Raw genomic sequence first — 24,144 nt, 5'->3', positions numbered from 1 at the left:
TAATACGATATGGAACAGAAAAATGAGCAGCCCGGAACATGCAGCGGTCTGGTTACCGAAGCGACAGGATCAACCTATACGGTAGTTGCTGATGATGATAGCGTGTTCCGGAGCCGCACCTATCCCGGAACAAAGACGGAGAATGAGGAGACCTCTCTTGTTGCTGTCGGCGACCGGGTTGAACTCAAGGTGACGGAGACCGGCAGAGAGCAGTTTGAAGCGGTTATTACACTGGTGAAGCAGCGCAGGAGCGCCCTGACAAGAAAAAGGGATATTCGCCGAAATCGCAGCAAGGAGAAAATTCAGGTTATCGCGGCCAATATTGATCAGCTGGTTGTTGTGGTTTCATCGTTTGATCCGCCCCTCAGCACCCGTCTGGTCGATCGTTATCTGGCGTTTGCAGAGTCCGAGCAGCTTGATGTGCTCATTGTTGTGAACAAGATGGATCTTGCAGACGCTGCACTTATTGCTGCCTTGATGGAGCCTTACCATCAACTCGGGTATTCTGTTTTTTATACCAGTGTCTGTGAGCAGGCATCACTCCAGCCGCTTCGGCAGGCCCTTGGCGGCAAACTTTCCGCATTCAGCGGTCATTCCGGAGTCGGAAAGTCAACCCTGATTAATCTGCTTTTTGGACACAAACAGCTCAAAACGCGAAGAACCAACCTGAAGACCGGAAAAGGGGTCCACACCACCAGCAATTCGGTGATGCTTCCGCTTCCCGATGGCGGTTATGTGATTGATACTCCTGGAATCCGGGAGTTTAATCTTTCCGACATCACCAGGGAAAATCTGCGGTTTTATTTCAGGGAGTTTCTTGCCGTTATGCCTGATTGCGCATTCTCTTCGTGTTCGCATACTGAGGAGCCGGGATGCGGAGTTCAGAGAGCGGTTCATGCAGGAGGCATTGATCCGGCACGTTATGAGAGTTATCTTGCAATCTACTACAGCCTGGAGTGACTGAAACCGGTTCATCCGGTTCCCGTCACTCCGGATCATCTTGTTTATCGAACAGCACCTTACCCATTTTGAACCCTTACGCTCCATGATCATTACCGTCAATCCCTCTACGGAAGAACCGATTGCCGAATATTCCGTGATGACATCCGCCCAGATTGAAGCCGTTATTACTTCTGCCGACCGGGAGTACCGTTTCTGGAAAAAAGAGCCACTCTTCAGGCGCGTTGAACTGATGAAGCGGCTGGCAACACTTCTTCGTGTTGAAAAAGAGAGGCATGCAGCACAGATAAGCCTCGAAATGGGCAAGCCGTTTTCACAGGCGGTTGCCGAAGTGCAGAAATCAGCCCTGGTCTGTGACTACTATGCAGAGCATGCCGAGTCGTTTTTAAAGCCGGAACGCAGTGAGCTTGACGGCGGAGCAAAGGGTGTAGTTAAATTTGAGCCGATCGGTCTTGTGCTCGGTATCATGCCCTGGAATTTCCCCTTCTGGCAGGTCTTCCGGTTTGCCGTACCGGCAATCATGGCCGGCAACGGTGTTTTGCTTAAACATGCCCCCAATGTAACCGGTTCAGCGATTGCCATTGAACAGCTTTTCCGTGATGCAGGGTTTCCGGAACATCTCTACCGGGCAGTTCATACGGATCTTGAGGATGTTGACCGTCTGAGCGGTTTCATGATTGACCATCCTTCTGTGCAGGGGGTATCGCTCACCGGAAGCACCGCTGCCGGACGTGCTGTTGCCGCAAAGGCCGGGAGGGCGCTGAAAAGAACTGTTCTTGAGCTTGGCGGCAGTGATCCCTATATCGTGCTTGATGATGCCGAGTTGAACCGGGCCGTTGCACTCTGTGCGGCGTCCCGTCTTCTGAACAGCGGTCAAAGCTGTATTTCCGCCAAACGTTTTATTGTGCACTCCAGAGTGTTCAGTGAGTTTGAAAATCTTCTGCTGCAGCGGATGCACTCCTCCGTGATGGGCGATCCTTTCGACCCTGCAGTTGACGTCGGTCCGCTTGCACGCGCGGATCTTCGCCTTCAGCTTCACCAGCAGGTTCTCCGGACTCTCTCCGGGGGTGCACGGCTGCTCTGCGGCGGAGAACTCCCTTCAGGGCGCGGATTTTTCTATCCTCCGACACTCCTCTCCGGAGTTTGCAAGGGGATGGTGACCTACAGTGAAGAGACATTCGGTCCGGTTGCAACCCTTATTGAAGCTCACGATGACCATGAAGCGGTTCGTATAGCCAATGACACTCCCTACGGACTGGGCTCAGCGGTTTTTTCAGCCAGTACCGACAGGGCGCTTGCGGTTGCTGATCAGCTTGATGCCGGGAACTGCTTTATCAACAGTATGGTGAAATCGGATCCGGCAATGCCGTTCGGGGGTATCAAGGAGTCGGGATATGGACGTGAGCTCGCGCTTTACGGGATTCGTGAGTTCGTAAACGTAAAAAGCTTCAGTGTGAGCTGAAGCTTTTTATGGTAAAACATGTCGATCGATCGCTTAGAGTGATACAGCGAAATCGGAGAGGTAGGTTTTTATTGACTGGTGTTTTCCAAGAGAAAGCTTTTTGTGCATTCTGTAGCGGATGCTTTCCATGCCTCTGGTCGTTATACCGACAGAACGGGCAATCTCCCTTGTGTCGTAGTTAAGTTTAACCAGCAGGCTTATTCTCAGTTCACGCTGGTTGAGATTGGGATGTTTTTTCTGAAGCCTGGATAAAAAGAAAGAGTCTGACTCGGTCAGTTCGATGTTCAGCCGTTTTTCAATAGTTTCCGTCTCGATCAGGCTCAGGCAAGAGTCGGTCATCTCCCTTTTGATATTGGTATCTATTTCCAGCGCGTATATCTGGTCGAGCAGATTACGGAGGGCTGTGGTTTTTTCTGCGATTGCGGTCGAGACTCTTGTGAGCTCCATATCCTGTGTAGCAATCCGGGTTTTAAGCTCTGCGATCTCTTTTTCGAATTCGAGAGTGGACTTTTTGTTCAGTTCTGCATTGGTAGTCATTGTAATACTTTTCTGGTTTTTTTCGATGTTCGACTTGATCTGTCACGATAACGCTAAAAGATTCAAATCCCGGAGCCTACCGGCGGCGCGTCTTCATTATCTTAATGCCGTTCGCTTTGACGTGTTGGTAAGTGTAATATGTGTAATAAATTCATTAAAACGAACATATTTTACTCTTTTTTTTAAAAAGTACTCTTCTTTATATGATATTCACGCCATTAAGTATCACTTTATCCGGAATTTCAGTAAGAGCCGCACTGGAGGCAATACGCCACTGATCGTCAATGATCAGTGGATGTTATGGTGCTGTAATCTCAAGAAGACAGTTCTTGATTGACTGATGTTTTTTAATGCCCAGTTTTTTATGCATGCGGTAACGGATACTTTCAGCACCACGTTTTGATATGCCGAGTGTACGGGCAATCTGCGTGTTGTTGTAATTCATTTTTACCAGCAGTGCGAGCCTCAGTTCCCGATGATTAAGGCCGGGGTATTTTTTCTGAAGCTGCAGAAGGAATTCTGAATCGTTTACGTCAATCGCCGGATTGACGTAACGTGTTTCAAATGTTTCCGCTGCAATCAGTGACCTGCAAATCGTTAACATCTTTTGTTTTACTTCAGGGTCAATGTCAAGTATATGAATGGTGCTGCACAGCTTCTCGGCCACCGTGCTGTTTTTATTGACCGCTGCGGATACCCTGTTGAGTTCAATCTCCTGAACGGCAATTTTCCCTTTCAGGGAGCTCTTTTCCTGTTCGAGATTACAGATCGTTTGTCTGTTCAGTTCGATCTCTGCGTTCAACCGGATATTTGTTTTGGATAGTTGTTCTTCATATTCGGTTTTCAACTGTTCCAGCTGCAGCTGATGCTCTTTGTTGAGGGCATGCAGATCACTTTGCAGACTTTTAATTGCCCTGAAAAAAGGATGAAGGCTGTTTTCAGCAGGAGGGATATTGATCTGCTGGTTTGTCATCTGCAGGAGACTCATACGGGCTGTAACGGCGAGAAACTCGTTTTTGAGCAGTTCATAGCTTTTGTCCTTACTGTTTTCCTGAGAGGCAGGGAAGGGCTTGCCTGATTTGAATGAGAGCACGGTCTCTAAGGCTTCTCTATAGTTTTCAGCACAGAGAAGCCTGGTTTTTTCAGAAGAAAGAGACTGGAAGGTTTCCATCTCAATTGCGATATCGGGATGGATATTGTAGAGTACGGCAAGCCGGATATTGCGGCCCCAATTGTAGATGAAGTTGAGCATATCTTTTTTGTACCTGTATGCTATGGCTCTTACATGTTCAAAGTCCGCAATGATATAGAGGGGTTTATCGGTCAGCTCAAGATCAGTGAGCACATCCTGAAACCGGTTGATTTTAATACCGGCAAGAGTAATATCCCTGTTCGCCTGGTGTGACATCAGCACGATGTCCTCGCCGATGCACTTGAATATGGTGTTATAGCCATCTTCACTATGCGGAGAGATCCATTCAGGTTTTTCCTGTACGGGCAATTTTGATACCGGGCATTTTTTCATGTTTCAGTCCAAAACGCTTGTTATCAAAACTCCCCCTGAGGCTTTTTCGTACCGGTGATCTGCGCACTGTTTGTTATAGACAGCAAGCGTTTCATGTTGATATCGTAGAGAGGATCGCTTCATGAGCAGTGCCGGTATTTCCTTTTTTTGCAAGATATTGTATTCATACTTGCATATAATTTTACCTGCAGGAGAGTGCTTGTTCTTCTTATTGCAAGAATAATATTGTCTGAATAATAAAACGAAAATATTATTAATAAAATCAGGGTTGTTTTTATCTGCTATGAAAACATCTGCCGTTCTCCAATGGCGGAAGGTGTTTTTTGTGATCTGCTTGTTCGACATGATCTCCGGCACTTTTTTTCAGTCAGTTCCGCCGGTACAGTCAGTTACCAGGAGGGTTCACCGCCTGATGATCGTGCCATAGCGGTGCTCCAGCCGCTTGGGATTGATATCTCTTCAGTGCGGGCCCGTGGTGCCCGGGAGCATGATCTGCATGAGTATGACTGGATATTTACCATGGATCACGAGAATTATGAGGAGATACTGACTTTTTTTCCGTCTCACGATCAACCCCGTATCCACAGGGTACTGGAGTTTGTTGAGGGCCGTTCCGGTGACGAGGTTGCAGACCCCTATTACGGGACGTTCAGGGAGTTTGAAGGTGTCGCAGAGGATCTCTCTCTGGCATGTGAACAGATTCTTGAGCGGATGTTCGAGCATTACCCGTATCTTGCACAGCACTCCGGGAGGAGCTGAATTTCAGATGATTTTTTTATGTACCCAGAATGACGAACCGTTCCCGTTACCTTTTTATTTTCAATCCCGCTGCAGACAAGGGCCGGGCCTCCCGTAAGTCAGCATGGCTTGAAGCCCTTGTGACTGAAAGTCAGGAGTCCGTGATGGTCAGAACCACTCATGCAGGCCATGCAGGAGTGATTGCCCGGGCCGAACACCGTCAGCGTACCAGCATTATTTCGTGCGGTGGTGACGGTACGCTTCATGAAGTAGTCAATGCTGTTGCCGGCGAAGGGTGTACGGTCGGGATATTGCCCTTCGGGTCGGGTAATGATTTTATCAAAACCCTGAATCCTGCCAGGAGGCAGCGGCGGGGTATCAGCCATTTTTTTAATTCCGGGAGCAGGGAGGTTGATCTCGGCAGAGTGGCATTCGCAAATTCTGATAACCGCTTTTTCATCAACTCCCTCGGTATCGGTTTTACCGGCAGGGTCGCCAAGAGTGTCAAGGGTGCGCCCTGGCTGAAAGGAGAGCTTGCCTACCTCTATGCGCTTTTGACAGTGCTTGCAGGCTATTCGGCACCGAAAATGAAGATTACCATCACGCTTGAAAACTCTGTTCTGGAGCTTGATGAGCCGGTTTTTGCTTTTTCGGTTTCGAACGGCAAAGTTGAGGGCGGGAAGTTCCGGATTGCACCTCAGGCCGAAATTACGGATGGTTTGCTGGATGTGTGTATTCTCAAGGGGATCACGAAACTCGAGTTTTTCCCCTATGTGTTCAAATACCTCAACGGAACCCAGATCAGCGATCCTAAAGTGATTTACTGCAAGGCGAAAGCTGTTGACGTCACCCTGACGGAGCCCGATGTCATGCATATGGATGGAGAGGTCTATGATGACATTCAGGGCAGGGTTGCCATATCGGTTGTGCCAAATGGCATCACGATGCTCTGTGACCTTTCAGAGGACTCTGAGCCAAAAAATGCGTAATGTCTCGCGCTCCTTCCGACAGCTTCCGATGCGCTCGAATTGCAAAACTTTCTCTATTTGTCGTACCTTAAGTCAATAGTCTCATTTTTGGCTTTCTGTTTACTTTACGGTTTGTTGGATTTACCTTTACCATCAGCAGCCGTTTTTTCTTTCTCGAATTTTTGCCGCGTTCTTGTCACAGTTTTGTTACCTGCACACCATCGAGTAACACGAGCTGCTGTAAATATCCTGACGGTAAATAGTAAAATACGCCCTTTGCAGAATGCAGGTTATCATTTTTGAAGACACCAGGGTTCATGAACTGAAGCCGCTTGTCAATCTCAAGCCGGTTTACGGCCTCCATACCGGTTTCCGCTCTCTTCGCGAAAAGTTTGAGCACTTCACCCGGGGTGAGGTGACGCTTGGCTGGCATCTTCGCCGCTATCTTGCCCCGTTCTATGCTGAACAGCACCCCGAATGTGTTATCAACAGAGTAGTCGAGGATGATCTGCTGCTGGTCAACGGCCGGCTGGTCTGTGAGGAGACCGCTGCCGGGATAATTATTGATGGTGCCCTTGAATCGGGCAGGGGTTATATGCAGGGCAGTGATCTGCTCTTTGCCCGGGTGCAGAGGAGTCTCATTACCGATGAATCCGGTATGATGCCGGACCTCATCGATACCCGCCGGATTGCTGCCGAGCTTGTTACGGAGGCGGTTACGGGGTTCAGGCTGATCAGCAACATCTGGGATGTTATCGCCTATCACACCGATGAACTGCAGCGGGACGCCGCAACCCTCGAACTTGGTCGTATTGAAGGCGATGTTCACCCGGCGGCCGCTATTGTTAACCGTTCGAATATCTATGTTGGTCCCGGTGCGGTTGTCCGCGCCGGTGCGGTGCTTGATGCCGATGATGGTTTTGTTGCCATCGGTGCCGGTGCGGTTGTGGATCCGCAGGCCGTGCTGATGCAGAATGTTTTTCTGTCCCCCTGGTCACGGGCAAAGATCGGCGCTAAAATATACAGCAATGTTTTTATCGGGACCGCCTCCCGAATCGGAGGAGAGGTTGAAGACTCCATTATCGAGCCGTTTGCCAACAAACAGCACGATGGTTTTCTCGGTCACTCCTATATCTCGTCATGGTGCAACCTCGGGGCGGGTACCAATACAAGCGATCTTAAAAATAATTACAGCCGGATCACCCTTCTGCTCAATGGCCGCGAACAGATGACCGGTTTGCAGTTTCTCGGACTGTTGATGGGGGATCACTGTAAAAGCTCCATCAACTCCATGTTCAACACCGGAACCGTTGTCGGAACCGGGGCAAATGTTTTTGATGGAGGGTTTCCCCCGAAAGAGGTGCCCTCTTTTTCCTGGGGTGGTCACAGGGGATTTGTCCCCTATGAGATTGAGCGGGCTGTTCAGACGGCAAGAAAGGTCATGGAGCGCCGCCAGGTTGTGATGAGCAGCGCTTATGAGGCCATGTTCCGTTTTGTCGCCGGAACGGAACGTACACTTCAGCTATTTGTATAACGTTTAAGCGGATATCCATGATTCTTGTTGTTGACAACTATGATTCATTTACCTATAACCTTGTTCAGTATATCGGAGAGTCCGGTGAAACGGTTGAGGTCTATCGCAATGATGAGCTCTCTGTCGAGGAGATTATAGCACGATCTCCGGCCAAGATTGTGATCTCTCCCGGACCGGGTACTCCTGATGACGCGGGAGTTTCAGTGCCTCTGATTCACGAAGTGAAGGGTCGCATACCTCTCCTCGGAGTATGCCTCGGTCACCAGTCAATCGGTGCAGCGCTTGGCGGAAAGGTGGTGCGTGCGGCCAGTATCATGCATGGCAAGACCTCTCTGGTCTATCATGACAACCGGGGGATTTTTGCCGGGGTTGACAATCCTTTCGTTGCTACCAGGTACCACTCGCTTATTGTTGAACGGGAGACACTTCCTGATACCCTTGCCATCCGGGCCTGGACTGAAGACGGGGTCATTATGGGAATGGATTCGGAGCAGTTTCTGCTCTATGGCGTCCAGTTTCATCCCGAATCGATCATGACTGCCGAAGGGAAAAAGATCATCAGAAATTTTCTTGAACTGTAGTATCCGGCTGAAAGGAGTTGAAGCTTATGGCAGGTGCACCAGGTTCTTCAGAGGATGAAGGAAAAAAACGCGGGCTCTCTGTATCGAAACGACCAGGGTTTACCCGTGAAAGTGATTTCATGGTTGACGGGTGGCGGGTCTTCAAAATTATGGCGGAATTTGTCAGCGGTTTTGAGACGATGTCCGATGCCGGTCCGGCGGTGACCGTTTTCGGCTCTACGAGAGTGGCTGAAGGCAGCCCTGAATACCTCCTGGCCGAGAAGCTCGGAACACTGCTTGCCGCCGAAGGGTTTGCGGTGATTACCGGCGGAGGGCCGGGGGTTATGGAGGCCGCGAACAGGGGCGCGCAGAGTGCCGGAGGTGTTTCCATCGGTTTCAATATCAAGCTCCCCAACCAGCAGAATCCAAACCGCTATATCGATCAGGATAAACTGGTCAGCTTTCAATATTTTTTTGTCCGGAAAGTGATGTTTCTGAAATATGCGCAGGCCTTCATAGCCCTGCCGGGTGGTTTTGGAACGCTCGATGAAGTATCGGAAGCCATAACACTGATTCAGACCGGCAAAAGCGAACGGTTTCCGGTCATTCTGATGGGGAAGAGCTACTGGGATGGTTTTTACCGCTGGATCAAGGAGACCATGCTGCAGGAGAAGGGCTATATCAGCGAAGAGGATCTTGGATTTATCTATCTCGAAGAGAGTCCGGAAGCGGTGGTGGAGATCATCAAAGGGTTTTATCCTGATGGCTATGCGCTTAATTTTTAGTTCCGGGTTTCAGGCTCATCAGTACGATGAGTCAAGCCAGCTCACCACGGCAAGGCTCTCTTTCGGGCTTAATGCCTTTTCCGGTTTCAGGGTGTAGTAGAGGTTCTGATGATTCCGGCCATGAGAGAGTACGGTGATGATTTTTCTTTTCAGCCGGCCGTTTTCTTCAATTTTATTATTGTTCCAGAGTGAAAAATTCAGAACATTGCGTCCGGAGTTGACGCTGCCGGATATAAGCCAGGAGGCAGGTGCGATATAGCCAAGAGCGGGCCAGGCGGTTTCGTTGGAGTGGCAGTCATAACAGCCCTTTTTCAGAGAGTTTTTTACCGCGTATGGTGCCTGAAGATCGCTCTGTACCGGAGGGTTGATGCGTCGTAACGGTATAAATTGTATTATCATGAGCAGAAGAACCGTCCAGCTGGCGATGGTTTTTATGGAGTAATTCATGGTTGAAAGCCGGTAAGCTGTTTCTCTGATCTCTTTTTAATTCTCAAGATTTTTTATCGTGATATTTCCCTGTGAAAAAGCTGTCTGGTACCATCTTCCGCAGATCAGGGCCGACCTTGCCATCGAGCTGGTGAAAAGCGGCATGACCCAGTCCCAGGCGGCAAAAAAACTTGGAGTGACTCCTGCTGCTGTTTCACAGTATATCCATAAAAAACGGGGGCAGCAATCACAAAAAAGCAGGCCATACCGTCAGGAGATCAAGGCCGCAGTGAACAGAATCTGTGAAGAGGCCGCCAATGAAGAGCTTCAGGTCATGGTTTGCAAATGTTGTCACATCCTGCAGAAAGAGGATCAGAAGGAGGGGTGAGCCGCTTTTGTTTTATGCACAGCGCTACAAGCTGTCAGGCTCGGTTTGAAGGCGAGGCGCACGGCGTCCAGATGTGTCGGGATAATTCCCTTGCGTGAAGCTCGGCCTACAGCTCAACAATAATATGTGACTCTGTTGAGTGCCCGCTCAGCAGATTTTTCAGGGTATCAATCAATTCTGTGCCGTATTTATTCAGATAGTAGAAAATATTGATCAATCGCTCCTGGGGTACTCCCTCCGGAAAGAGCGATGTCTCGGCTTTAAGGATCTGCTCAAGCAGCTCCTCATGCTTTCTTCGGCTTGCCTTCCAGGCTTTCTGTTCAATGACTTCGACAATTTTTTCTGACTGAACGGTTGATGCCGCAAGAAGCGGTTCAAGGGTCGGGTCAATCTTGGAGAGTATTGGCCTGAGGGCGGCAAATGTACGGCGAATCTCCTCCTTGCTCTGTTCAAACAGGGCGTCTAGCTGAGGATTTTCAGCTATACCGACCGCATTTTTTTTCAGCTGCTGCAGGTCGCTGAAGACGGCATTGTATATCTGTTTTCGTGAGAATCCGGGTTTGCCGGTTACCTGAAGCAGCTTGTCCATAATGCGGCTGATTTTCGGCTCTACGAGCGTGAAGCTGCCTCTCGGAATGATAAAGGGCATGCTGATGCCGAAGTGCTCGTAATTTTTACGGTACTGTGCCAGATAGCTTATCTCCCCGGGGCCTGCAATGGTTGCAAATGTCGGCAGAACATAGTCCTGGACAATCGGCCGGAGAACAACATTGGGGCTGAACTGTTCCGGATGGTCCTGACAGAGCTCAAGCATCTGGTGTTTTGAGTAGCGCTGTCTGTCGGGGGTAATCGAGAACGAGTCGTCTGAGCCGTGCTCGATTTTCTGACGCTGTCCGTGTGAGTTAAGAAAATAGAGGTTGACGCTTCTTGGTTTTGTCTGGGCTGCATAGCCGAGATTTTCAAGCCGGGAGCTCTGGGCAACTACATTATAGGATGATGCCGGCGCCGTTGAGAGCTCCTTCAGGAAGATATTGGCGGAGAGCCTTTTGAAATCGGGATCCTGGGTGGAAAGCAGTATCAGGGGGTGATCGCTGAAGAGCCGCATCATGGTGGATGCAAAGCTCATCTCAAAGGTATTTCCGGGATAATAGCACTCCGTAAGAATTTTTGTAACACGCTCCTTGTGGGTGGAGTCCGGCAGGAGCCGGAGAAACTCCTCGACGGTGCGGCTGATATCCTCTCCAAAAGAGCTGTTGGCCACCATCTGGTCCGCCATCCGGCGCCAGGGCTCCTGGCGGAAATGAGTCACCCGGTTTTCCGAGAAAAGCGCGGTATGGGCAGACTCTTCGTAGTCATGGTCTTCACCTTCGAGCCAGAAGATCGGTACAAAATCATATTCGGGAAAGAGTACCTTCTGGCGTTCGGCAAACACAATGGCGGTGAGGGCTTTGTAGATGGTATAGAGCGGTCCGGTAAAGAGTCCGAGCTGCTGACCGGTTACAATGGCCATACATCGCGGCGAGCGGAGCTTTTCGATCTCCCTGAGATGAAGCTCATTGCAGCCGAAGCGGGTATTCTGTCGCGTAAGCATGGCGGCAAGGGTATCCCGGTCAAACCTTCTCGATCCGAGCATGCCGAGCTGACGGTAGTAGTCCGACTCCTTCTGGTAGTCCAGGTGAAAGCAGTCGGCAATCAGGGCAGCACGTTCAGGGCCCTCTGAGGTATAGTCGCGGAAAAGCTTTGAAAATCCCTTTTTAGGTGTCAGGATATGGCGGTAGTCGAGAAGAAAGGTGTTCACGTTGTTATTTTTGCAGGTTCCATTGTTCAAGGGTGCCGATAAGGCTGTGGTTGGTCATGTCACAGGAGATCGGTGTGATAGCCACATAGTTCTGCCGCACGGCAAATTCATCGTCGCGCATATCCTCATCAAGCAACCGAAGGGTGCCATTCAGCCAGTAGTAGGGATTGCCGTACATGTCATTTCGTTCAATGGCACTCTCTTCCCATCGGGATCGACCCTGCCGGGTGATAACAGCCCCGGAAATCAGGGATTCCGGTACATTGGGAATATTGACGGAAAGTACGGTGTCCGGAGGAATACCTTCAAGCAGCACTTTTTTTACCAGTTTGCGAGCAAATTTTCCGGAATAGGTGAAATCGGCATGCTCATAGGTTGCCAGTGAAAAAGCCAGAGAGGTTATTCCCTGAATTGCCCCTTCGAGTGCCGCGGCTACCGTTCCGGAGTAGAGGGTATTGGTTGCCGTGTTGCTGCCGTAGTTGATGCCGGAGACGATCAGGTCAGGTTTTTCAGGCAGTATATGGCTGAGTGCAACCTTGATACAGTCCACCGGTGTTCCTGATACCGTATAGCCGAAAAAACGGCTGTTTTTGAAAAACTTTTTGATTCTCAGCGGTACACCCAGTGTCATGGCATGGCTCATCCCGCTGTGCGGTTCTGCCGGAGCAACAACGGTCACCTGGCCGATTTTTTTCATGGCCGCAGCAAGCGCGTGTATCCCTTCGCCTTCAATGCCGTCATCGTTACAGACCAGAATATGGGGTCTCTTCGCTCTCTCCACGCTACAGGCTTCCTTTGTTATGAAATGAAAATTGTCTTAGTACCGCAACTCCTGCCGGCGTGTAAAAATACAAAATAGTTCGGCTCAAAAGTCATGACCAAGACTGAAATAAAAAAGGGTGTCGGAGAATCTCAGCGATGAGGGTACGGAGCCGGGAACTGTTTCAAGAAAAGCAAATGCCTTTGAGAGGGTAAATCTTGCCGGTCCGAGAGGAGTCTCCCAAATCATACTGGTTCCGGCTCCGTGGATGAGTGAGCTCAGATCGATATCACTCCGGCTTTCCCATACATTTCCCGCATTGTAGTGCAGGATGAACGAAGTCGGGAAGAGCAGTACAAATGAGGGTTTGTAGCGGATATGGATTCCTGCCGAGGCCATATTGTTACCCGGAAGGTCGTTTTCACGCAAGCCGATGAATCGGCGGCTGTAGGTTGTACCGGGTCCGCCGAGGAAAAATTTCTCCGAGAGCGGTGTATAGCTGCTGCTCAAACCTATCAGCGCGGAGAGCTGCAGGGTGGTGTTATCCCTGAGCGGAATGTTTGCTTCGTGGGCGCCCGATATCTGCCAGGCAACATCACCCCTCTCCTGCAGTGATGGCGTGACGGAATACCTGAGGTTGGTATAGTTTCCCGATGAGGGAATCAGGGTGTTGTTTCTTGAATCAAGCGTAAACTGTGTGCCGAAGGAGAGCATATCCGTACTTTCTGTTTTCAGGAGGGTGCCTCCCCGCTGTGCAGCGTAGGAGAGGGAGTTCTGGAGGGTAAGATCAACCATGAGTTGGCCGTTTTTTCTGATTCGCGCCCCGAATGCGGTGTTTATGCCATATTTCTGGATGCCATAATAGTTCAGATCGTTGGAGTGGGCACCGAAAAACTCTCTGGAGAATTCGAGATTATGGATTTCAAAGAGATGCTGGTCATAAAAAAGACGGGAGGAGAGGGTCAGGTGTGAGGGACCTATCCGTGGGATGCTGAACTCAAGATTCATGAGGCTGTTCTGTCTTCCTGCCTTCAGCCAGCCGCCGACAGAGCTTGTGGTGCCGCCGACGTTTTCGTTTCTCACATCCAGCAGAATCTGGGCATTGTTTGTTTCATCATAACGCACCCCGAGCCGGAGGACCGATGAGGGTTTTTCTTCGAGGGTAAACCGAAGCCGGGAGTTGTTTTTACTGTCAGAAGTGCCTGAAGACTCCGGGGAGATGGAGACCCTGTTGAACGAGCCCGTTTCATAAAGGTTATCGACAGATTCAATTGCCTTCTCCATGCGGAGTGCTTTGGTGGTATCAATTTTGATCTCTCTCTTTATGGCGGTTATTCCGGTAATGTTCCGGCTCTGATCTATGGCAATGCCGTCAGGTTTGCCCGAGGAGAGGTTTATCAGCAGTGTCCCGTTATCATCGAGGGAGGTGCTTTCTATCGCTACCAGGCTGAATCCTCTGTCCCGGTATTGTTTTATGAGTGATTCAAGTGCTCGGGAGCCTGCTCTGTTGGTATAGAGTGATGCCGTTACCGGCTTGAACGCGGTTGTGATCGCTTCGGGTGTAACAGCCTTGTCAGGCCCCCCCGTTACCAAAACCTTTTTTATTCCCGGAAGCGGGTCGAGATGAAAAACTGCTTTTTTGCGGTGATGGTCAAGTTCTGCGTGAACGCTTGTGAAGAGGTCGGTTTCAAGCAGCTCATGAAGGGCTTGTGAGGGATCGGTTGCGTTGCGGATGATGCCGGATACAATGAGATAGTGTTCACGGAATTCCGGGCTCTCTTTCGGGAAGAGCACGGTTTTGCTATAACCGGCAATCGACGGGCCCCGGCTTGTTTTCTGTTCTATACTCCGCTTGATGGTTGCGGCAAGAAATTTACCTTTTGCATATCCGGCATCTACAAGTGCCTGGATATCAGAAAAATCGGTAGCCTTGTGCTTGTCAAGATCAGGCGTAATAACGATATCGGCTTTTTGAAGCTGTGCGGGGTATTGCAGTTTGGTCAGGATGCTCATCGCCTGATCTGCAGCCTTCCATGGCAGGTCGAGCTCACTGCTTGTGGAGTACATGGAACCATGGGTATCGACAGCAATTTTATACTCTGCGTTCACCGAATCAAGTTCATCGACCGGAAGATTTGCCACGAGTCCTCCGTCAACCAGTTGATAGCCGTCACGCCTGACCGGTTCAAAAAGAATCGGAATGGTGCTGCTCGCCCTCATCGCTTCAGAGAGGGAGCCTGATGTAAGGGTTATGCGCACTCCCGAGACCAGGTCCGTCGATATCGCCCGGTAGTTGACCGGCAGTGTTGAGAAGTTGCCATCCGCCTTATAGATGCTGTTCAGTGCGAGCTGGTCGAGCGTTTCGGTCATTGCCTGCGATGAACTCAGCGATTTTGGAATAAGCAGTTTCAGTTTGTCAAAACGAATCGCAATAGTGGCCCGGTCGCGGATACGCTGCTGTTCAAGGAATATGTTTGAGCGGGAGTAATCGTCGTTGATTGATAATATCGATTGCCACTGCAGCGTGTGAGCAAGTTTTTCCAGTTCAGCAGGGGTGTAGCCCGAGCTGTAGAGTCCGCCGATAATTGCGCCCATGCTTGTTCCGGCGATAAAGTCAATCGGAACGCCCTCCTCCTCAAAAGCCTTGAGTACGCCGATCTGCGAGATGCCGTTTGCTCCGCCACCGGAGAGTGCCAGACCGACCGTTTTTCTTGCAGGCCGCATGGCGTGAAAAAGCGCGAGGCGGTGCATCGGGAGTCGAAGCGTATCAGGATAGAGTGTAGTGGTCGGAGATGGTGCGGCTAAGGCCGTGCCTGTCACGATGGAGAGCAGAGCAGCAGCGAGTGCAGCCGAAGAGAGAAGTTTTCTGACGTTCAGCAATGGTGAAGCTCCCTGTTCATGTGTCGGTAATGATGGTTCTTTCAGGCTGCCTTTGAGATCTCATGCGGACTTTATATCTTGAGCTTTAATGTATAACCTTTAGTCCAAATTCAGAAAATGGCTTGGTTCCAGCGGGTAAAACCTTCAATACGTACGACCCACAAGCGTGATATGCCGGAAGGCTTATGGTGGAAGTGTGATGAATGCGGAGCGATGCTCCATAAAAAACAGCTTGAAGATCACCTTTTCACCTGTTCGGAGTGCAGCCATCATTTCAGGATCTCTCCATATAAATATTTTTCAATTCTTCTTGACAACGGCAAATTCACTGAATTTGACGATCATCTCCGTTCAGCCGATCCGCTCACCTTTACTGATACTAAAAAATATCCGGACCGTGTTCAGGCTATTATTGAAAAAACCGGAAAAACTGAAGCATGCCGCAATGCTCACGGAGAGTGCGGAGGCAGTCCGCTTGTTATCTCCGCTATGGATTTCGGGTTTATCGGCGGCTCAATGGGCTCTGTTGTCGGTGAAAAAATAGCCCGTGCGGTTGACAAGTCCCTTGAGCTTGATGCTCCGCTTGTGGTTATTGCCCAGTCCGGCGGTGCGCGCATGATGGAAGGCGCTTTCAGCCTCATGCAGATGGCCAAAACCGCCGCCCGCCTTACCCGCCTCAGTGAGCGTAAACTTCCCTTTATCTCCCTGATGACCGATCCTACCATGGGCGGTATCAGTGCATCATTTGCCATGCTCGGCGACATTAATGTCAGTGAGCCGAAAGCGCTCATCGGATTTGCCGGTCCCAGGGTTATCCGCGATACCATCAAACGGGATCTGCCTGAAGGGTTTCAGCGTGCTGAATTTCTGCTTGATCACGGCTTTGTCGATCTGATCGTGCATCGCAAGGAGCTGAAAAACCAGCTGGCTTCACTGCTTGCCATGATGAAAATTTAGCTCCAGCCAAGCGCCGCTGCGGTTACCGGGAACTGTGCTATGAAAATCTTTTTGATTGCAAGGGCAATGTCCCGGTGTTCCTTCTGTGTGCTGCTATCCGTTCTCACCTCCAGATAGTGAATCCAGCTTCTTACCGACCCTTTCATGTAGAGTTTTGTCTGTGTAGCCATTGGCAGAAGTACTCTTGCACACTCCTTGGCAATCCCTTTTTCAAGCGCCTTGTCGTACTCTTCAAGCGTCAGCCGGGCCACCCTCTCCTGGGCCGCATCAAACCAGGCAACGGTTTCGCTCTCCAGATCTTCCAGAGAGTTCTGACGGTTCTTGCTGTCCTGTCGCCGGGGCTGGTAGCGCTCTATCTCCTGGGCACGTGCATAGCGCTGCGAGAACTCCTGGAACTGAAAACTCCGGTGGCGCAGAATCTGCGGAGAGATGGCTCTCGAAGTCACAATTTCCACCGTCATGTCAACCATCTCAAAGACGCTCCAGTGCTTGTGGGCGATACAGTAGGCAAGCAGTTTCTGATAGTCAGGTGTCTCCTGATGAGGGCTTGATACTCTTGCGCAATAGGCTATCAATCCTTCAGGGGTGAGCTGCACGTTATCAACCTGGATAAGCGGTGTGGTAACCGCAATGAGTCGTACCTGCATGTCGGGTAAGGGTTAAATTTTTCCAAGCGTGAATATACAGAAGTGCCGGCCTTTTGCGAAAACGGATCCTTTTTTGCTAATTGGAACCGGAGTTCTTGATTTGTTGTTATCACTATGTATTTTAAAATTTTGTAGCAGGGATTGAAAAAAGAGTCGAATCGATCGGTGCTCTGCAATCTCTTGCGGTGGTTTTAACGAGAGTAACTTAAATCAAACGTCAGGGAAACTATGGCAAATATCAATTTCGGTTTTGAGCATCATGCCAGAACCTTGTATTCCGGAGCTATAGAACAGGGGATCACCAATACCCTTGTTCCCATGGTTATAGAGACTTCAGGCCGCGGGGAGCGGGCATTCGATATTTTTTCAAGGCTGCTGCGTGAACGGATTATTTTTCTCGGCAACGGTATTGATGAGCATGTGGCCGGACTGATCATGGCCCAGCTCATTTTTCTTGAGTCCGAGGATCCCGAGCGTGATATCTACATCTATATCAACTCTCCGGGAGGAAGCGTCTCTGCCGGTCTCGGTATCTACGACACCATGCAGTACATCCGCCCCGATGTCTCGACCGTCTGTGTCGGCATGGCGGCAAGCATGGGCGCTTTTCTGCTTGCCAGCGGCGCCAAAGGCAAGAGAGCCTCGCTTCCACATTCAAGAATCATGATCCATCAGCCTTCAGGCGGCGCACACGGCCAGGAGACCGATATTATCATCCAGGCGCGTGAAATCGAGAAGATCCGCAAGCTGCTCGATGAATTGCTTGCCCGCCATACCGGCAAGGATGTCAAGCAGATACGGGAGGACTCCGAGCGTGATCGCTGGATGAATGCCGAGGAGGCGCTTGAATACGGCATCATTGACTCGGTCTTTGAGAAACGGCCGATGCCGGAAAAGAAAGACTAAGCTATGGACCTCTCTTTATTTTATTGCACGATTTGATTGCTTTGTTGGGCGGTGCTCGAAATCCTCATGTACTTCGTGTACACTCCGGTTTCTCTGCTCCGTCCGCCTTGCACTCAAACCACTCACGACAATAAATTAGAGGTCCAAATTAATGCAATGAATTTTTTTAAACAGCTATACGCATTCAGTTGTAACCGATTTTTTTATCATGAGCGATAACTCCACCCTTTTCAATCTTGAGAAAACCTATAACCATCACGATGTAGAAGAGCGGTGGAGAAGTTCACACTGGGAGGCACTCGGCACCTTTCACGCCGAAAGCACCCGTGTGCTGGATGAGGGAAAAACGCCCTACAGCGTTCTGATGCCCCCGCCCAATGTAACCGGCAGTCTGACGCTCGGCCATGTTCTGAATCATACCCTGCAGGATATCTTTATCCGATACAGCCGAATGACCGGCAGGGAGGCGCTCTGGCTTCCCGGTACCGATCATGCCGGTATTGCCACGCAGACCGTGGTGGAGAAAAAGCTGAAAAAAGAGGGTGTTACCCGCCACGATCTCGGTCGAAAGGAGTTTCTTGATCATGTCTGGCAGTGGAGGGATGAGTATGGCGGTCTTATTCTCCGCCAGCTTCGCCGGCTTGGCATTTCATGCGACTGGCGGCGCAACCTCTTCACGATGGACGAGAGCGCTTCGACGGCGGTTATCAACGCTTTTATTGCGCTCTATCGTGACGGACTGATCTATCGCGGAACCCGGATCATCAACTGGTGCCCCGTCTCGCAGACAGCCCTCTCTGACGAGGAGGTGATCATGAAGCCCCGTCGTGACAAGCTGGTCTACTTGCAGTACGAGCTTGTCAGCCATCCCGGCCGTTTCATTACCATTGCTACCGTGAGGCCCGAGACCATTCTGGCCGACGTCGCCATTGCCGTCAACCCTGAGGATCCGCGCTACAAGGATCTCGTCGGGGAGCTTGCGGTGGTGCCGGTAGCGGGAAGGCATATCCCCATTATTGCTGATGCTTATGTTGATATCGAGTTCGGTACGGGTGCCCTGAAAATCACCCCGGCCCATGATGCCAATGACTATGAGGTGGCCAGGCGCCACAACCTGACGGCAATCTCGGTGGTCGGCAAGGATGGCCGGATGACCGATTCATTCGGTTACGGAGGAATGGACCGGTTTGATGCCCGTGAAAAAATTCTCAAGGATCTTAAAGAGAGCGGCAACCTTGTCCGGGTTGAAGAGTATGAGCACAATGTCGGTTACTCCGAGCGGGCGGATGTTGTGGTTGAACCCTACCTCTCCGAGCAGTGGTTTGTCAGGATGGCCCCTCTGGCAGAGAAGGCTCTGCAGGTGGTCAACGACGGAGATATCCGCTTCCATCCTCCGCACTGGATCAACACCTACCGCCACTGGATGGAGAACATCCGCGACTGGTGTATCTCCCGTCAGCTCTGGTGGGGGCACCGCATCCCGGCATGGTATGACTCCGAAGGGCGGGTATGGGTTGCCGCCTCCTTTGAGGAGGCCTGCCATCTTGCCGGTACCGACAAGCTTGTGCAGGATGATGATGTGCTCGATACCTGGTTCTCTTCATGGCTCTGGCCGCTGACGACTCTCGGCTGGACCGACAGGCACAGTGACAATGCCGATCTCAGGGCTTTCTATCCGACCAACACACTGGTAACCGGCCCCGACATCATCTTCTTCTGGGTTGCCAGAATGATTATGGCCGGACTCTACTTTAAAGGGGAGGTTCCCTTCCGGGATGTCTATTTCACGAGCATTATCCGCGACATGAAGGGGCGCAAGCTCTCGAAGTCACTCGGCAACTCGCCGGACCCGCTCAAGGTGATCGATACCTACGGCACCGATGCACTCCGTTTTACCATTATCTATATTGCCCCCCTCGGTCAGGATGTGCTCTTCGGCGAGGAGAAGTGTGAGCTTGGCCGCAATTTCGCTACCAAAATCTGGAACGCTACGCGTCTGGTCTTCATGCAGCGGGAGAAGTATTTTGCTGATTCCGAAGCGTTTGCCGCCGTATACCGGGAGTTCGACCCCCGCTCGCTCCGGAACGATCTGGCAGGAGAGTGGCTGCTTGCAAGTTATCATGCGATGCTTGAGCGCTATCACACCGCCTTTGCGCAGTTCCGGCTTAACGATATTGTCCGCAATGTCTATGACTTCTTCTGGAACGACTACTGCGGCTGGTATCTTGAGGCCATGAAAGTAAGGCTGTCCGGCACACTTTCGGAATCGGAGGCACAGGAAGCGGTATGCCTTGCGGTTCATGTGCTTGAGGGAACGCTCAAAGCGCTCCATCCGGTGATGCCCTTCATTACCGATGAAATCTGGCACCACATCCTTCCCCGTCCGTCGGAGGAGAGTATTGCATCCTCTTCCATGCCGGTTGCCGATACGGTGCTCGCCGGAATTGATACCGGCAGCTTCACGCTTATCCAGAAGGTGGTTTCCGAGATCAGGAGCCTGCGCTCACTTTTCGGTGTGCCCCACAACGTCGAGGCTGTCGTGCAGCTCAGGCCGGGCAGTGATGCCGACAGGGCGGTCTTTGAGACCGGGATGGCCCTCATTGCTTCGCTTGCCCAGTGCAGGCCCGGGATCATTCGGAATGCAGAGCGGCCAAAGCATGCTGCAGGATCGGTGGTTGAGGGCAATGAACTATTTGTGCTGCTTGAGGGGTTGATATCGTTTGAAAAGGAGCGGGCGCGACTGCAGAAGGAGATTGCCAATGTTTCAAACTATGTTGGTGCGCTGACCAAAAAGCTCTCGAATTCCGGTTTTGCCGATCATGCGCCTAAAGAGGTTGTCGAGCAGGAGCAGCAGAAACTGAAGGATACCGTGGATAATCTGGAGAAGCTGAAGAGTAATCTGGAAGTTCTCAGTGATTAACAGATTTATTTGTTGCTCACGACAATAAATAGAGCTTCCGGTTTGATTGTTTGGTGAGAGGAGAAATACGAGGTTTGTTTAGAATTATCAAACGTAAATGATATCTTACGGTTTTGGCGGTTTTATAAGTTTTTATAGAATAATCAAACCGGCCACTCGGGTTTAAATCGCTGAAGTTCGCAAGGAGACGAGATACATGAGGCAGCTTAAAATTAGTAAACAGATAACGAATCGCGAGAGTCTCTCTCTGGATCGTTACCTGCAGGAGATAGGAAAATACGATTTATTGACCGCTGAAGACGAGGTTAAGCTTACAAAGGCAATCAAGGATGGCTTTGATATGCCGGTTGATACGACGGAATATAAAAGAGCAAAACGGGCACTCGACAAACTCATCAAGGGTAACCTTCGATTTGTTGTTTCGGTGGCCAAGCAGTACCAGAACCAGGGGCTCACTCTTGGTGACCTCATCAACGAGGGCAATCTCGGTCTTATCAAGGCGGCAAAGCGCTTTGATGAAACCCGCGGTTTCAAGTTTATCTCCTACGCAGTATGGTGGATTCGCCAGTCCATTCTGCAGGCACTGGCCGAACAGTCAAGAATTGTCCGCCTTCCGCTCAACAGGGTCGGCACCCTGAACAAGATCAGCAAGGCATACAGCCAGCTCGAACAGGAGTTTGAGCGCGACCCCAACACCCGCGAGCTTGCCACCCTTCTCGATATGGATTCACAGGATGTGGCCGATACCCTGAAAATTGCCGGACGGCATGTTTCGGTTGACGCCCCGTTTGCACAGGGTGACGACAACCGTCTGCTTGACGTTTTGCAAAACGACGGCCATCTGCCCGACTACGGCCTGAATCGCGACTCGCTCACCCTTGAGGTCGAGCGCTCACTCTCGGTGCTTGCACCCCGCGAGGCGGACGTCATCCGCTCCTACTTCGGAATCGGCATGGATAACCCGCTCACCCTTGAAGAGATCGGCGAAAAGTTCAAGCTCACCCGCGAGCGTGTTCGCCAGATCAAGGAGAAAGCGATCCGCAGACTCCGCCAGTCGGCATACAGCAAGGTGCTGAAAGAGTATATCGGCAGCTGATCCTCAACAAAGAATCTGGCTCAGGGCACATTACCCTCGGTCTATCAAAAAGGCATCGGAATCACCCCCGGTGCCTTTTTTTGTTTCCAAACAAAAAAGGGGACGTTCTCGACTAACTCTACTTTTGAATTTATAATTGTATTATTGAGGTAAAATTTCGATACTGAATTTTCATGAATTCAGATCAGATACTGCAATGCCGAGAGGAGCGAGACTGGATGCACCGGGGACGCTGCATCACGTGATGGTGCGGGGGATTGAAGGAAACAGCATTGTTTCTGACGATGCTGACAGGGCCTTTTTTGTTTCCAGAATGGGTAAAGTTGCTGTTGCGACCGAAACAAAAATCTACGCATGGGCGCTCATGACCAACCATGCACATATCCTGCTGAGAAGCGGTGCCGCAGGTCTGTCCACCTTTATGCGCAAGCTGTTAACCGGTTATGCTACAGGCTACAACCGCAGCCACAGGAGGCATGGTCATCTTTTCCAGAACAGGTATAAATCGATTGTCTGTGAAGAAGAGCCCTACTTTCTCAGGCTGGTCAGCTACATTCACCTCAACCCTTTGCGAGCAGGACTTGTTGGCTCTTTTGAAGAGCTTGAGCGTTATCGGTGGAGCGGTCATGCAGCGGTGATGAGCAGGATTCGGAATGATTGGCAGGACAGAGAGTATGTACTCGGGTATTTCGGAAAGCGAGAATCATCAGCCCGGAAAGCGTATCTGGAGTTTGTCACTTCCGAGAGCGGGCTTGGGCGGCAAGCGGAGTTGACCGGTGGCGGGCTGATCCGATCGATAGGTGGATGGTCGGAAGTGAAGTCGTTGAGGAAACGGGGGGAGAAGCAGTTCAGTGATGAGCGGATTTTAGGTGGTGGAGATTTTGTTCGTGAGATTCTTGATGATGCCGAGGAGTCAGTAAAAGAGCGACTTCCGGCGGTATCAATGGGAGTGGAAGCCGCAGAACGGTTAACGAGGGCTTGTGAGGAGTCAGGGATAAAGGTGCAGGCATTGCAGGGAGGGTGTCGGATGCGGGAGTGTGCTGCGTTGCGGAAAAAGCTTGCCGTGGAGTATGTGCGGGAGCTTGGGATGAGCTATGCCGGAGCGGCGCGTCTGCTTGGGATATCAGGGGGAGCTGTGGAGAAGATTGTGAATAGGATAGCGGGCAAGTAGAGTTTGTCGCGAGCGTCCCCAAACCTGTTTGAGGTGGTTTGTGGCGGATGCGATGGAGTATATGGTAGGGGTGGAGAGGTGATTTTCTTGTGGTTTTAATGGGCAAGTAGAGTTTGTCGAGAGCGTCCCCGAGTTGGGTGGGGACGCTGTGTGTGTGTCGGGTTAGTAGTTGGCGGTGGGGGAGATGGCGTTGATTTCGACGGTGGAGCCGGGGATGATGACGAATTCGCTGAGGCCGACGTGGCGGCGTTTGTTGGCCCAATCGTAGGTGTAGCCGAGGCGGGTCCAGGGATATCCGTTTGCTCCGTATGACTGTTGCTGCAGGTCGCTGTACCACTTGATATAGTCGGCGCTCACCGTTACAAAGCGGTTCGTGGTTCGGAATTGCGTTTCGGCTTCGTTGTCGCTGATCTCCGGGTCGGCGCTCGGCCTGAAGAGGTCGGAAGGCCTGACCCACATCTCGACAAACTTCGTCTTTCCGGCTTTCGGCGGCAGCCCCAGAAGCTGCTCCAGCCGCAGTGTTCTCTCCTTCTTCAGGGTCTTGCAGAAGTTTTTGATCTCCGGCGCGGTTGTTACCCACACCTCTCTTGAAAGGGGTACCGGCTGGCCGATTTTGTCATCATAACCGTTATAGCTTGTCCAGGTGACAACGAGTATGCGTGCATTTTCGGCATCGCCCTTGTTTTTCCAGATCAGCTTCGGGTTTGAGGGGACAATTGCTACAAGGTTTTTCGAAATCTCGGAGGGCTCAGCTGTTGCCGCATCAACCACGGCACTCTGATACCTCTTCTGCAAATCCGCCTGCGAGAGCGATGGCCTCGCAGCGGCATTGACAGAAAAGAGAATCGATACCAGCAGAAAAAGCGAGAATCGCCTTGCCCCAAAAAAGCCCTTTGTCATCATAATCCAACCCTGATTTGCCCGCATGAAAAGTTAAAACCCAAACTCCCGAAATCTACAAAACTCTCTCCCCCTTCCGAAGTAAGCTTTGCGGTTTCCAGTCCATTCTATTCTGTAAAAGTTCTAACCAGCTCCTGAAGTTTCATGATTTGAATTTTCTATAGATCTACCACAACTGACAGAAGACTCTGCAAAATGATAGTTGAAAAGTACTTGCCTTTCTTGT

The 24,144-nt window shown here is 50.9% G+C and carries 21 protein-coding genes; 13 read left to right on the top strand and 8 right to left on the bottom strand.

The genetic code is table 11. From position 1 onward, the window contains the following. The first annotated feature begins 9 nt into the window (after window positions 1-9). Window positions 10-960 (top strand): ribosome small subunit-dependent GTPase A, encoded by a 951-nt coding sequence (rsgA, locus tag CFERDRAFT_RS01210; RefSeq protein WP_006365354.1) that lies wholly within the window; start codon window positions 10-12, stop codon window positions 958-960. Window positions 961-1,045: 85 nt separating this feature from the next. After that, window positions 1,046-2,422 carry an NAD-dependent succinate-semialdehyde dehydrogenase gene (locus CFERDRAFT_RS01205; RefSeq protein ID WP_006365353.1) on the top strand — a complete coding sequence of 459 codons (1,377 nt, stop codon included), beginning with the start codon at window positions 1,046-1,048 and terminating at the stop codon, window positions 2,420-2,422. A gap of 33 nt (window positions 2,423-2,455) precedes the next feature. Here the strand turns inward: CFERDRAFT_RS01205 and CFERDRAFT_RS01200 are convergent, their stop codons facing one another. Both CFERDRAFT_RS01200 and CFERDRAFT_RS01195 read right to left on the bottom strand, forming a co-directional pair. Continuing rightward, window positions 2,456-2,959 (bottom strand): helix-turn-helix transcriptional regulator, encoded by a 504-nt coding sequence (locus CFERDRAFT_RS01200; RefSeq protein ID WP_006365352.1) that lies wholly within the window; start codon window positions 2,957-2,959, stop codon window positions 2,456-2,458. Between the two features lie 298 nt (window positions 2,960-3,257). Next, window positions 3,258-4,484 (bottom strand): helix-turn-helix transcriptional regulator, encoded by a 1,227-nt coding sequence (locus tag CFERDRAFT_RS01195; protein WP_006365351.1) that lies wholly within the window; start codon window positions 4,482-4,484, stop codon window positions 3,258-3,260. Between the two features lie 249 nt (window positions 4,485-4,733). Between CFERDRAFT_RS01195 and CFERDRAFT_RS01190 the strand changes: the two genes are divergently transcribed. The 5 genes from CFERDRAFT_RS01190 (at window position 4,734) to CFERDRAFT_RS01170 (ending at window position 9,069) form a co-directional block, all read left to right on the top strand. After that, window positions 4,734-5,243, top strand: coding sequence for a low molecular weight protein-tyrosine-phosphatase (locus tag CFERDRAFT_RS01190; protein WP_050770594.1), 510 nt, complete (start codon window positions 4,734-4,736; stop codon window positions 5,241-5,243). Window positions 5,244-5,272: 29 nt separating this feature from the next. Next, on the top strand, window positions 5,273-6,211 hold the full coding sequence (locus CFERDRAFT_RS01185) for a diacylglycerol/lipid kinase family protein (RefSeq protein WP_006365349.1): 939 nt from the start codon (window positions 5,273-5,275) through the stop codon (window positions 6,209-6,211). A 262-nt stretch (window positions 6,212-6,473) separates the two neighbouring features. After that, the gene (locus tag CFERDRAFT_RS01180) at window positions 6,474-7,724 is read left to right on the top strand and encodes a GlmU family protein (RefSeq protein WP_006365348.1); all 1,251 of its coding nucleotides are present in this window, start codon (window positions 6,474-6,476) and stop codon (window positions 7,722-7,724) included. 17 nt (window positions 7,725-7,741) lie between these two features. After that, complete coding sequence (locus CFERDRAFT_RS01175) at window positions 7,742-8,305, top strand: aminodeoxychorismate/anthranilate synthase component II (RefSeq protein ID WP_006365347.1); 564 nt, start codon at window positions 7,742-7,744, stop codon at window positions 8,303-8,305. A gap of 26 nt (window positions 8,306-8,331) precedes the next feature. Continuing rightward, window positions 8,332-9,069, top strand: a complete 738-nt coding sequence (locus tag CFERDRAFT_RS01170) for an LOG family protein (RefSeq protein WP_006365346.1) — start codon at window positions 8,332-8,334, stop codon at window positions 9,067-9,069. A gap of 18 nt (window positions 9,070-9,087) precedes the next feature. On the opposite strand, the gene CFERDRAFT_RS01165 is transcribed toward CFERDRAFT_RS01170, so the two are convergent. Further along, window positions 9,088-9,516 (bottom strand): heme-binding domain-containing protein, encoded by a 429-nt coding sequence (locus tag CFERDRAFT_RS01165; RefSeq protein ID WP_006365345.1) that lies wholly within the window; start codon window positions 9,514-9,516, stop codon window positions 9,088-9,090. Window positions 9,517-9,574: 58 nt separating this feature from the next. Between CFERDRAFT_RS01165 and CFERDRAFT_RS01160 the strand changes: the two genes are divergently transcribed. Beyond that, window positions 9,575-9,883, top strand: coding sequence for a transcriptional regulator (locus tag CFERDRAFT_RS01160; RefSeq protein ID WP_006365344.1), 309 nt, complete (start codon window positions 9,575-9,577; stop codon window positions 9,881-9,883). Between the two features lie 106 nt (window positions 9,884-9,989). On the opposite strand, the gene bshC is transcribed toward CFERDRAFT_RS01160, so the two are convergent. From bshC to CFERDRAFT_RS01145, 3 genes are all read right to left on the bottom strand, one after another. After that, on the bottom strand, window positions 9,990-11,681 hold the full coding sequence (gene bshC / locus CFERDRAFT_RS01155) for a bacillithiol biosynthesis cysteine-adding enzyme BshC (RefSeq protein WP_006365343.1): 1,692 nt from the start codon (window positions 11,679-11,681) through the stop codon (window positions 9,990-9,992). A gap of 4 nt (window positions 11,682-11,685) precedes the next feature. Continuing rightward, the gene (surE, locus tag CFERDRAFT_RS01150; protein WP_006365342.1) at window positions 11,686-12,462 is read right to left on the bottom strand and encodes a 5'/3'-nucleotidase SurE; all 777 of its coding nucleotides are present in this window, start codon (window positions 12,460-12,462) and stop codon (window positions 11,686-11,688) included. Between the two features lie 84 nt (window positions 12,463-12,546). Further along, on the bottom strand, window positions 12,547-15,321 hold the full coding sequence (locus CFERDRAFT_RS01145; RefSeq protein ID WP_006365341.1) for a patatin-like phospholipase family protein: 2,775 nt from the start codon (window positions 15,319-15,321) through the stop codon (window positions 12,547-12,549). A 117-nt stretch (window positions 15,322-15,438) separates the two neighbouring features. Between CFERDRAFT_RS01145 and accD the strand changes: the two genes are divergently transcribed. Continuing rightward, window positions 15,439-16,278, top strand: a complete 840-nt coding sequence (gene accD / locus CFERDRAFT_RS01140; RefSeq protein ID WP_006365339.1) for an acetyl-CoA carboxylase, carboxyltransferase subunit beta — start codon at window positions 15,439-15,441, stop codon at window positions 16,276-16,278. Here the strand turns inward: accD and thyX are convergent. After that, the gene (thyX, locus tag CFERDRAFT_RS01135; RefSeq protein ID WP_006365340.1) at window positions 16,275-16,925 is read right to left on the bottom strand and encodes an FAD-dependent thymidylate synthase; all 651 of its coding nucleotides are present in this window, start codon (window positions 16,923-16,925) and stop codon (window positions 16,275-16,277) included. The genes accD and thyX overlap by 4 nt on opposite strands. 228 nt (window positions 16,926-17,153) lie before the next feature. On the opposite strand from thyX, the gene clpP reads away from it, so the two are divergent. From clpP to CFERDRAFT_RS01115, 4 genes are all read left to right on the top strand, one after another. After that, window positions 17,154-17,831, top strand: coding sequence for an ATP-dependent Clp endopeptidase proteolytic subunit ClpP (gene clpP, locus CFERDRAFT_RS01130; RefSeq protein ID WP_006365338.1), 678 nt, complete (start codon window positions 17,154-17,156; stop codon window positions 17,829-17,831). A 208-nt stretch (window positions 17,832-18,039) separates the two neighbouring features. Further along, complete coding sequence (locus tag CFERDRAFT_RS01125; RefSeq protein ID WP_006365337.1) at window positions 18,040-20,751, top strand: valine--tRNA ligase; 2,712 nt, start codon at window positions 18,040-18,042, stop codon at window positions 20,749-20,751. Between the two features lie 196 nt (window positions 20,752-20,947). Continuing rightward, window positions 20,948-21,847, top strand: a complete 900-nt coding sequence (locus CFERDRAFT_RS01120; RefSeq protein WP_006365336.1) for a sigma-70 family RNA polymerase sigma factor — start codon at window positions 20,948-20,950, stop codon at window positions 21,845-21,847. 196 nt (window positions 21,848-22,043) lie between these two features. Next, window positions 22,044-23,018: a transposase gene (locus CFERDRAFT_RS01115; RefSeq protein WP_006365335.1), complete on the top strand. Its 975-nt coding sequence runs from the start codon at window positions 22,044-22,046 to the stop codon at window positions 23,016-23,018. 162 nt (window positions 23,019-23,180) lie between these two features. On the opposite strand, the gene CFERDRAFT_RS01110 is transcribed toward CFERDRAFT_RS01115, so the two are convergent. After that, entirely contained in the window at window positions 23,181-23,921 is a 741-nt protein-coding gene (locus CFERDRAFT_RS01110; protein ID WP_040432827.1) for a hypothetical protein, read from the bottom strand. Window positions 23,922-24,144: the final 223 nt, after the last annotated feature.

This window comes from Chlorobium ferrooxidans DSM 13031, assembly GCF_000168715.1.
GTDB lineage: Bacteria > Bacteroidota > Chlorobiia > Chlorobiales > Chlorobiaceae > Chlorobium > Chlorobium ferrooxidans.
Note: the sequence above shows the minus strand (reverse complement) of the source record. Positions and strands in the feature narration are given on the sequence as shown.

Coding starts and splice junctions, on each gene's coding strand:
- rsgA (WP_006365354.1), top strand. CDS start 10: ATGGAACAGAAAAATGAGCAGCCCGGAACATGCAGCGGTCTGGTTACC.
- CFERDRAFT_RS01205 (WP_006365353.1), top strand. CDS start 1,046: ATGATCATTACCGTCAATCCCTCTACGGAAGAACCGATTGCCGAATAT.
- CFERDRAFT_RS01200 (WP_006365352.1), bottom strand. CDS start 2,959: ATGACTACCAATGCAGAACTGAACAAAAAGTCCACTCTCGAATTCGAA.
- CFERDRAFT_RS01195 (WP_006365351.1), bottom strand. CDS start 4,484: ATGAAAAAATGCCCGGTATCAAAATTGCCCGTACAGGAAAAACCTGAA.
- CFERDRAFT_RS01185 (WP_006365349.1), top strand. CDS start 5,273: ATGACGAACCGTTCCCGTTACCTTTTTATTTTCAATCCCGCTGCAGAC.
- CFERDRAFT_RS01180 (WP_006365348.1), top strand. CDS start 6,474: ATGCAGGTTATCATTTTTGAAGACACCAGGGTTCATGAACTGAAGCCG.
- CFERDRAFT_RS01175 (WP_006365347.1), top strand. CDS start 7,742: ATGATTCTTGTTGTTGACAACTATGATTCATTTACCTATAACCTTGTT.
- CFERDRAFT_RS01170 (WP_006365346.1), top strand. CDS start 8,332: ATGGCAGGTGCACCAGGTTCTTCAGAGGATGAAGGAAAAAAACGCGGG.
- CFERDRAFT_RS01165 (WP_006365345.1), bottom strand. CDS start 9,516: ATGAATTACTCCATAAAAACCATCGCCAGCTGGACGGTTCTTCTGCTC.
- accD (WP_006365339.1), top strand. CDS start 15,439: ATGGCTTGGTTCCAGCGGGTAAAACCTTCAATACGTACGACCCACAAG.
- thyX (WP_006365340.1), bottom strand. CDS start 16,925: ATGCAGGTACGACTCATTGCGGTTACCACACCGCTTATCCAGGTTGAT.
- clpP (WP_006365338.1), top strand. CDS start 17,154: ATGGCAAATATCAATTTCGGTTTTGAGCATCATGCCAGAACCTTGTAT.
- CFERDRAFT_RS01125 (WP_006365337.1), top strand. CDS start 18,040: ATGAGCGATAACTCCACCCTTTTCAATCTTGAGAAAACCTATAACCAT.
- CFERDRAFT_RS01120 (WP_006365336.1), top strand. CDS start 20,948: ATGAGGCAGCTTAAAATTAGTAAACAGATAACGAATCGCGAGAGTCTC.
- CFERDRAFT_RS01115 (WP_006365335.1), top strand. CDS start 22,044: ATGCCGAGAGGAGCGAGACTGGATGCACCGGGGACGCTGCATCACGTG.
- CFERDRAFT_RS01110 (WP_040432827.1), bottom strand. CDS start 23,921: ATGATGACAAAGGGCTTTTTTGGGGCAAGGCGATTCTCGCTTTTTCTG.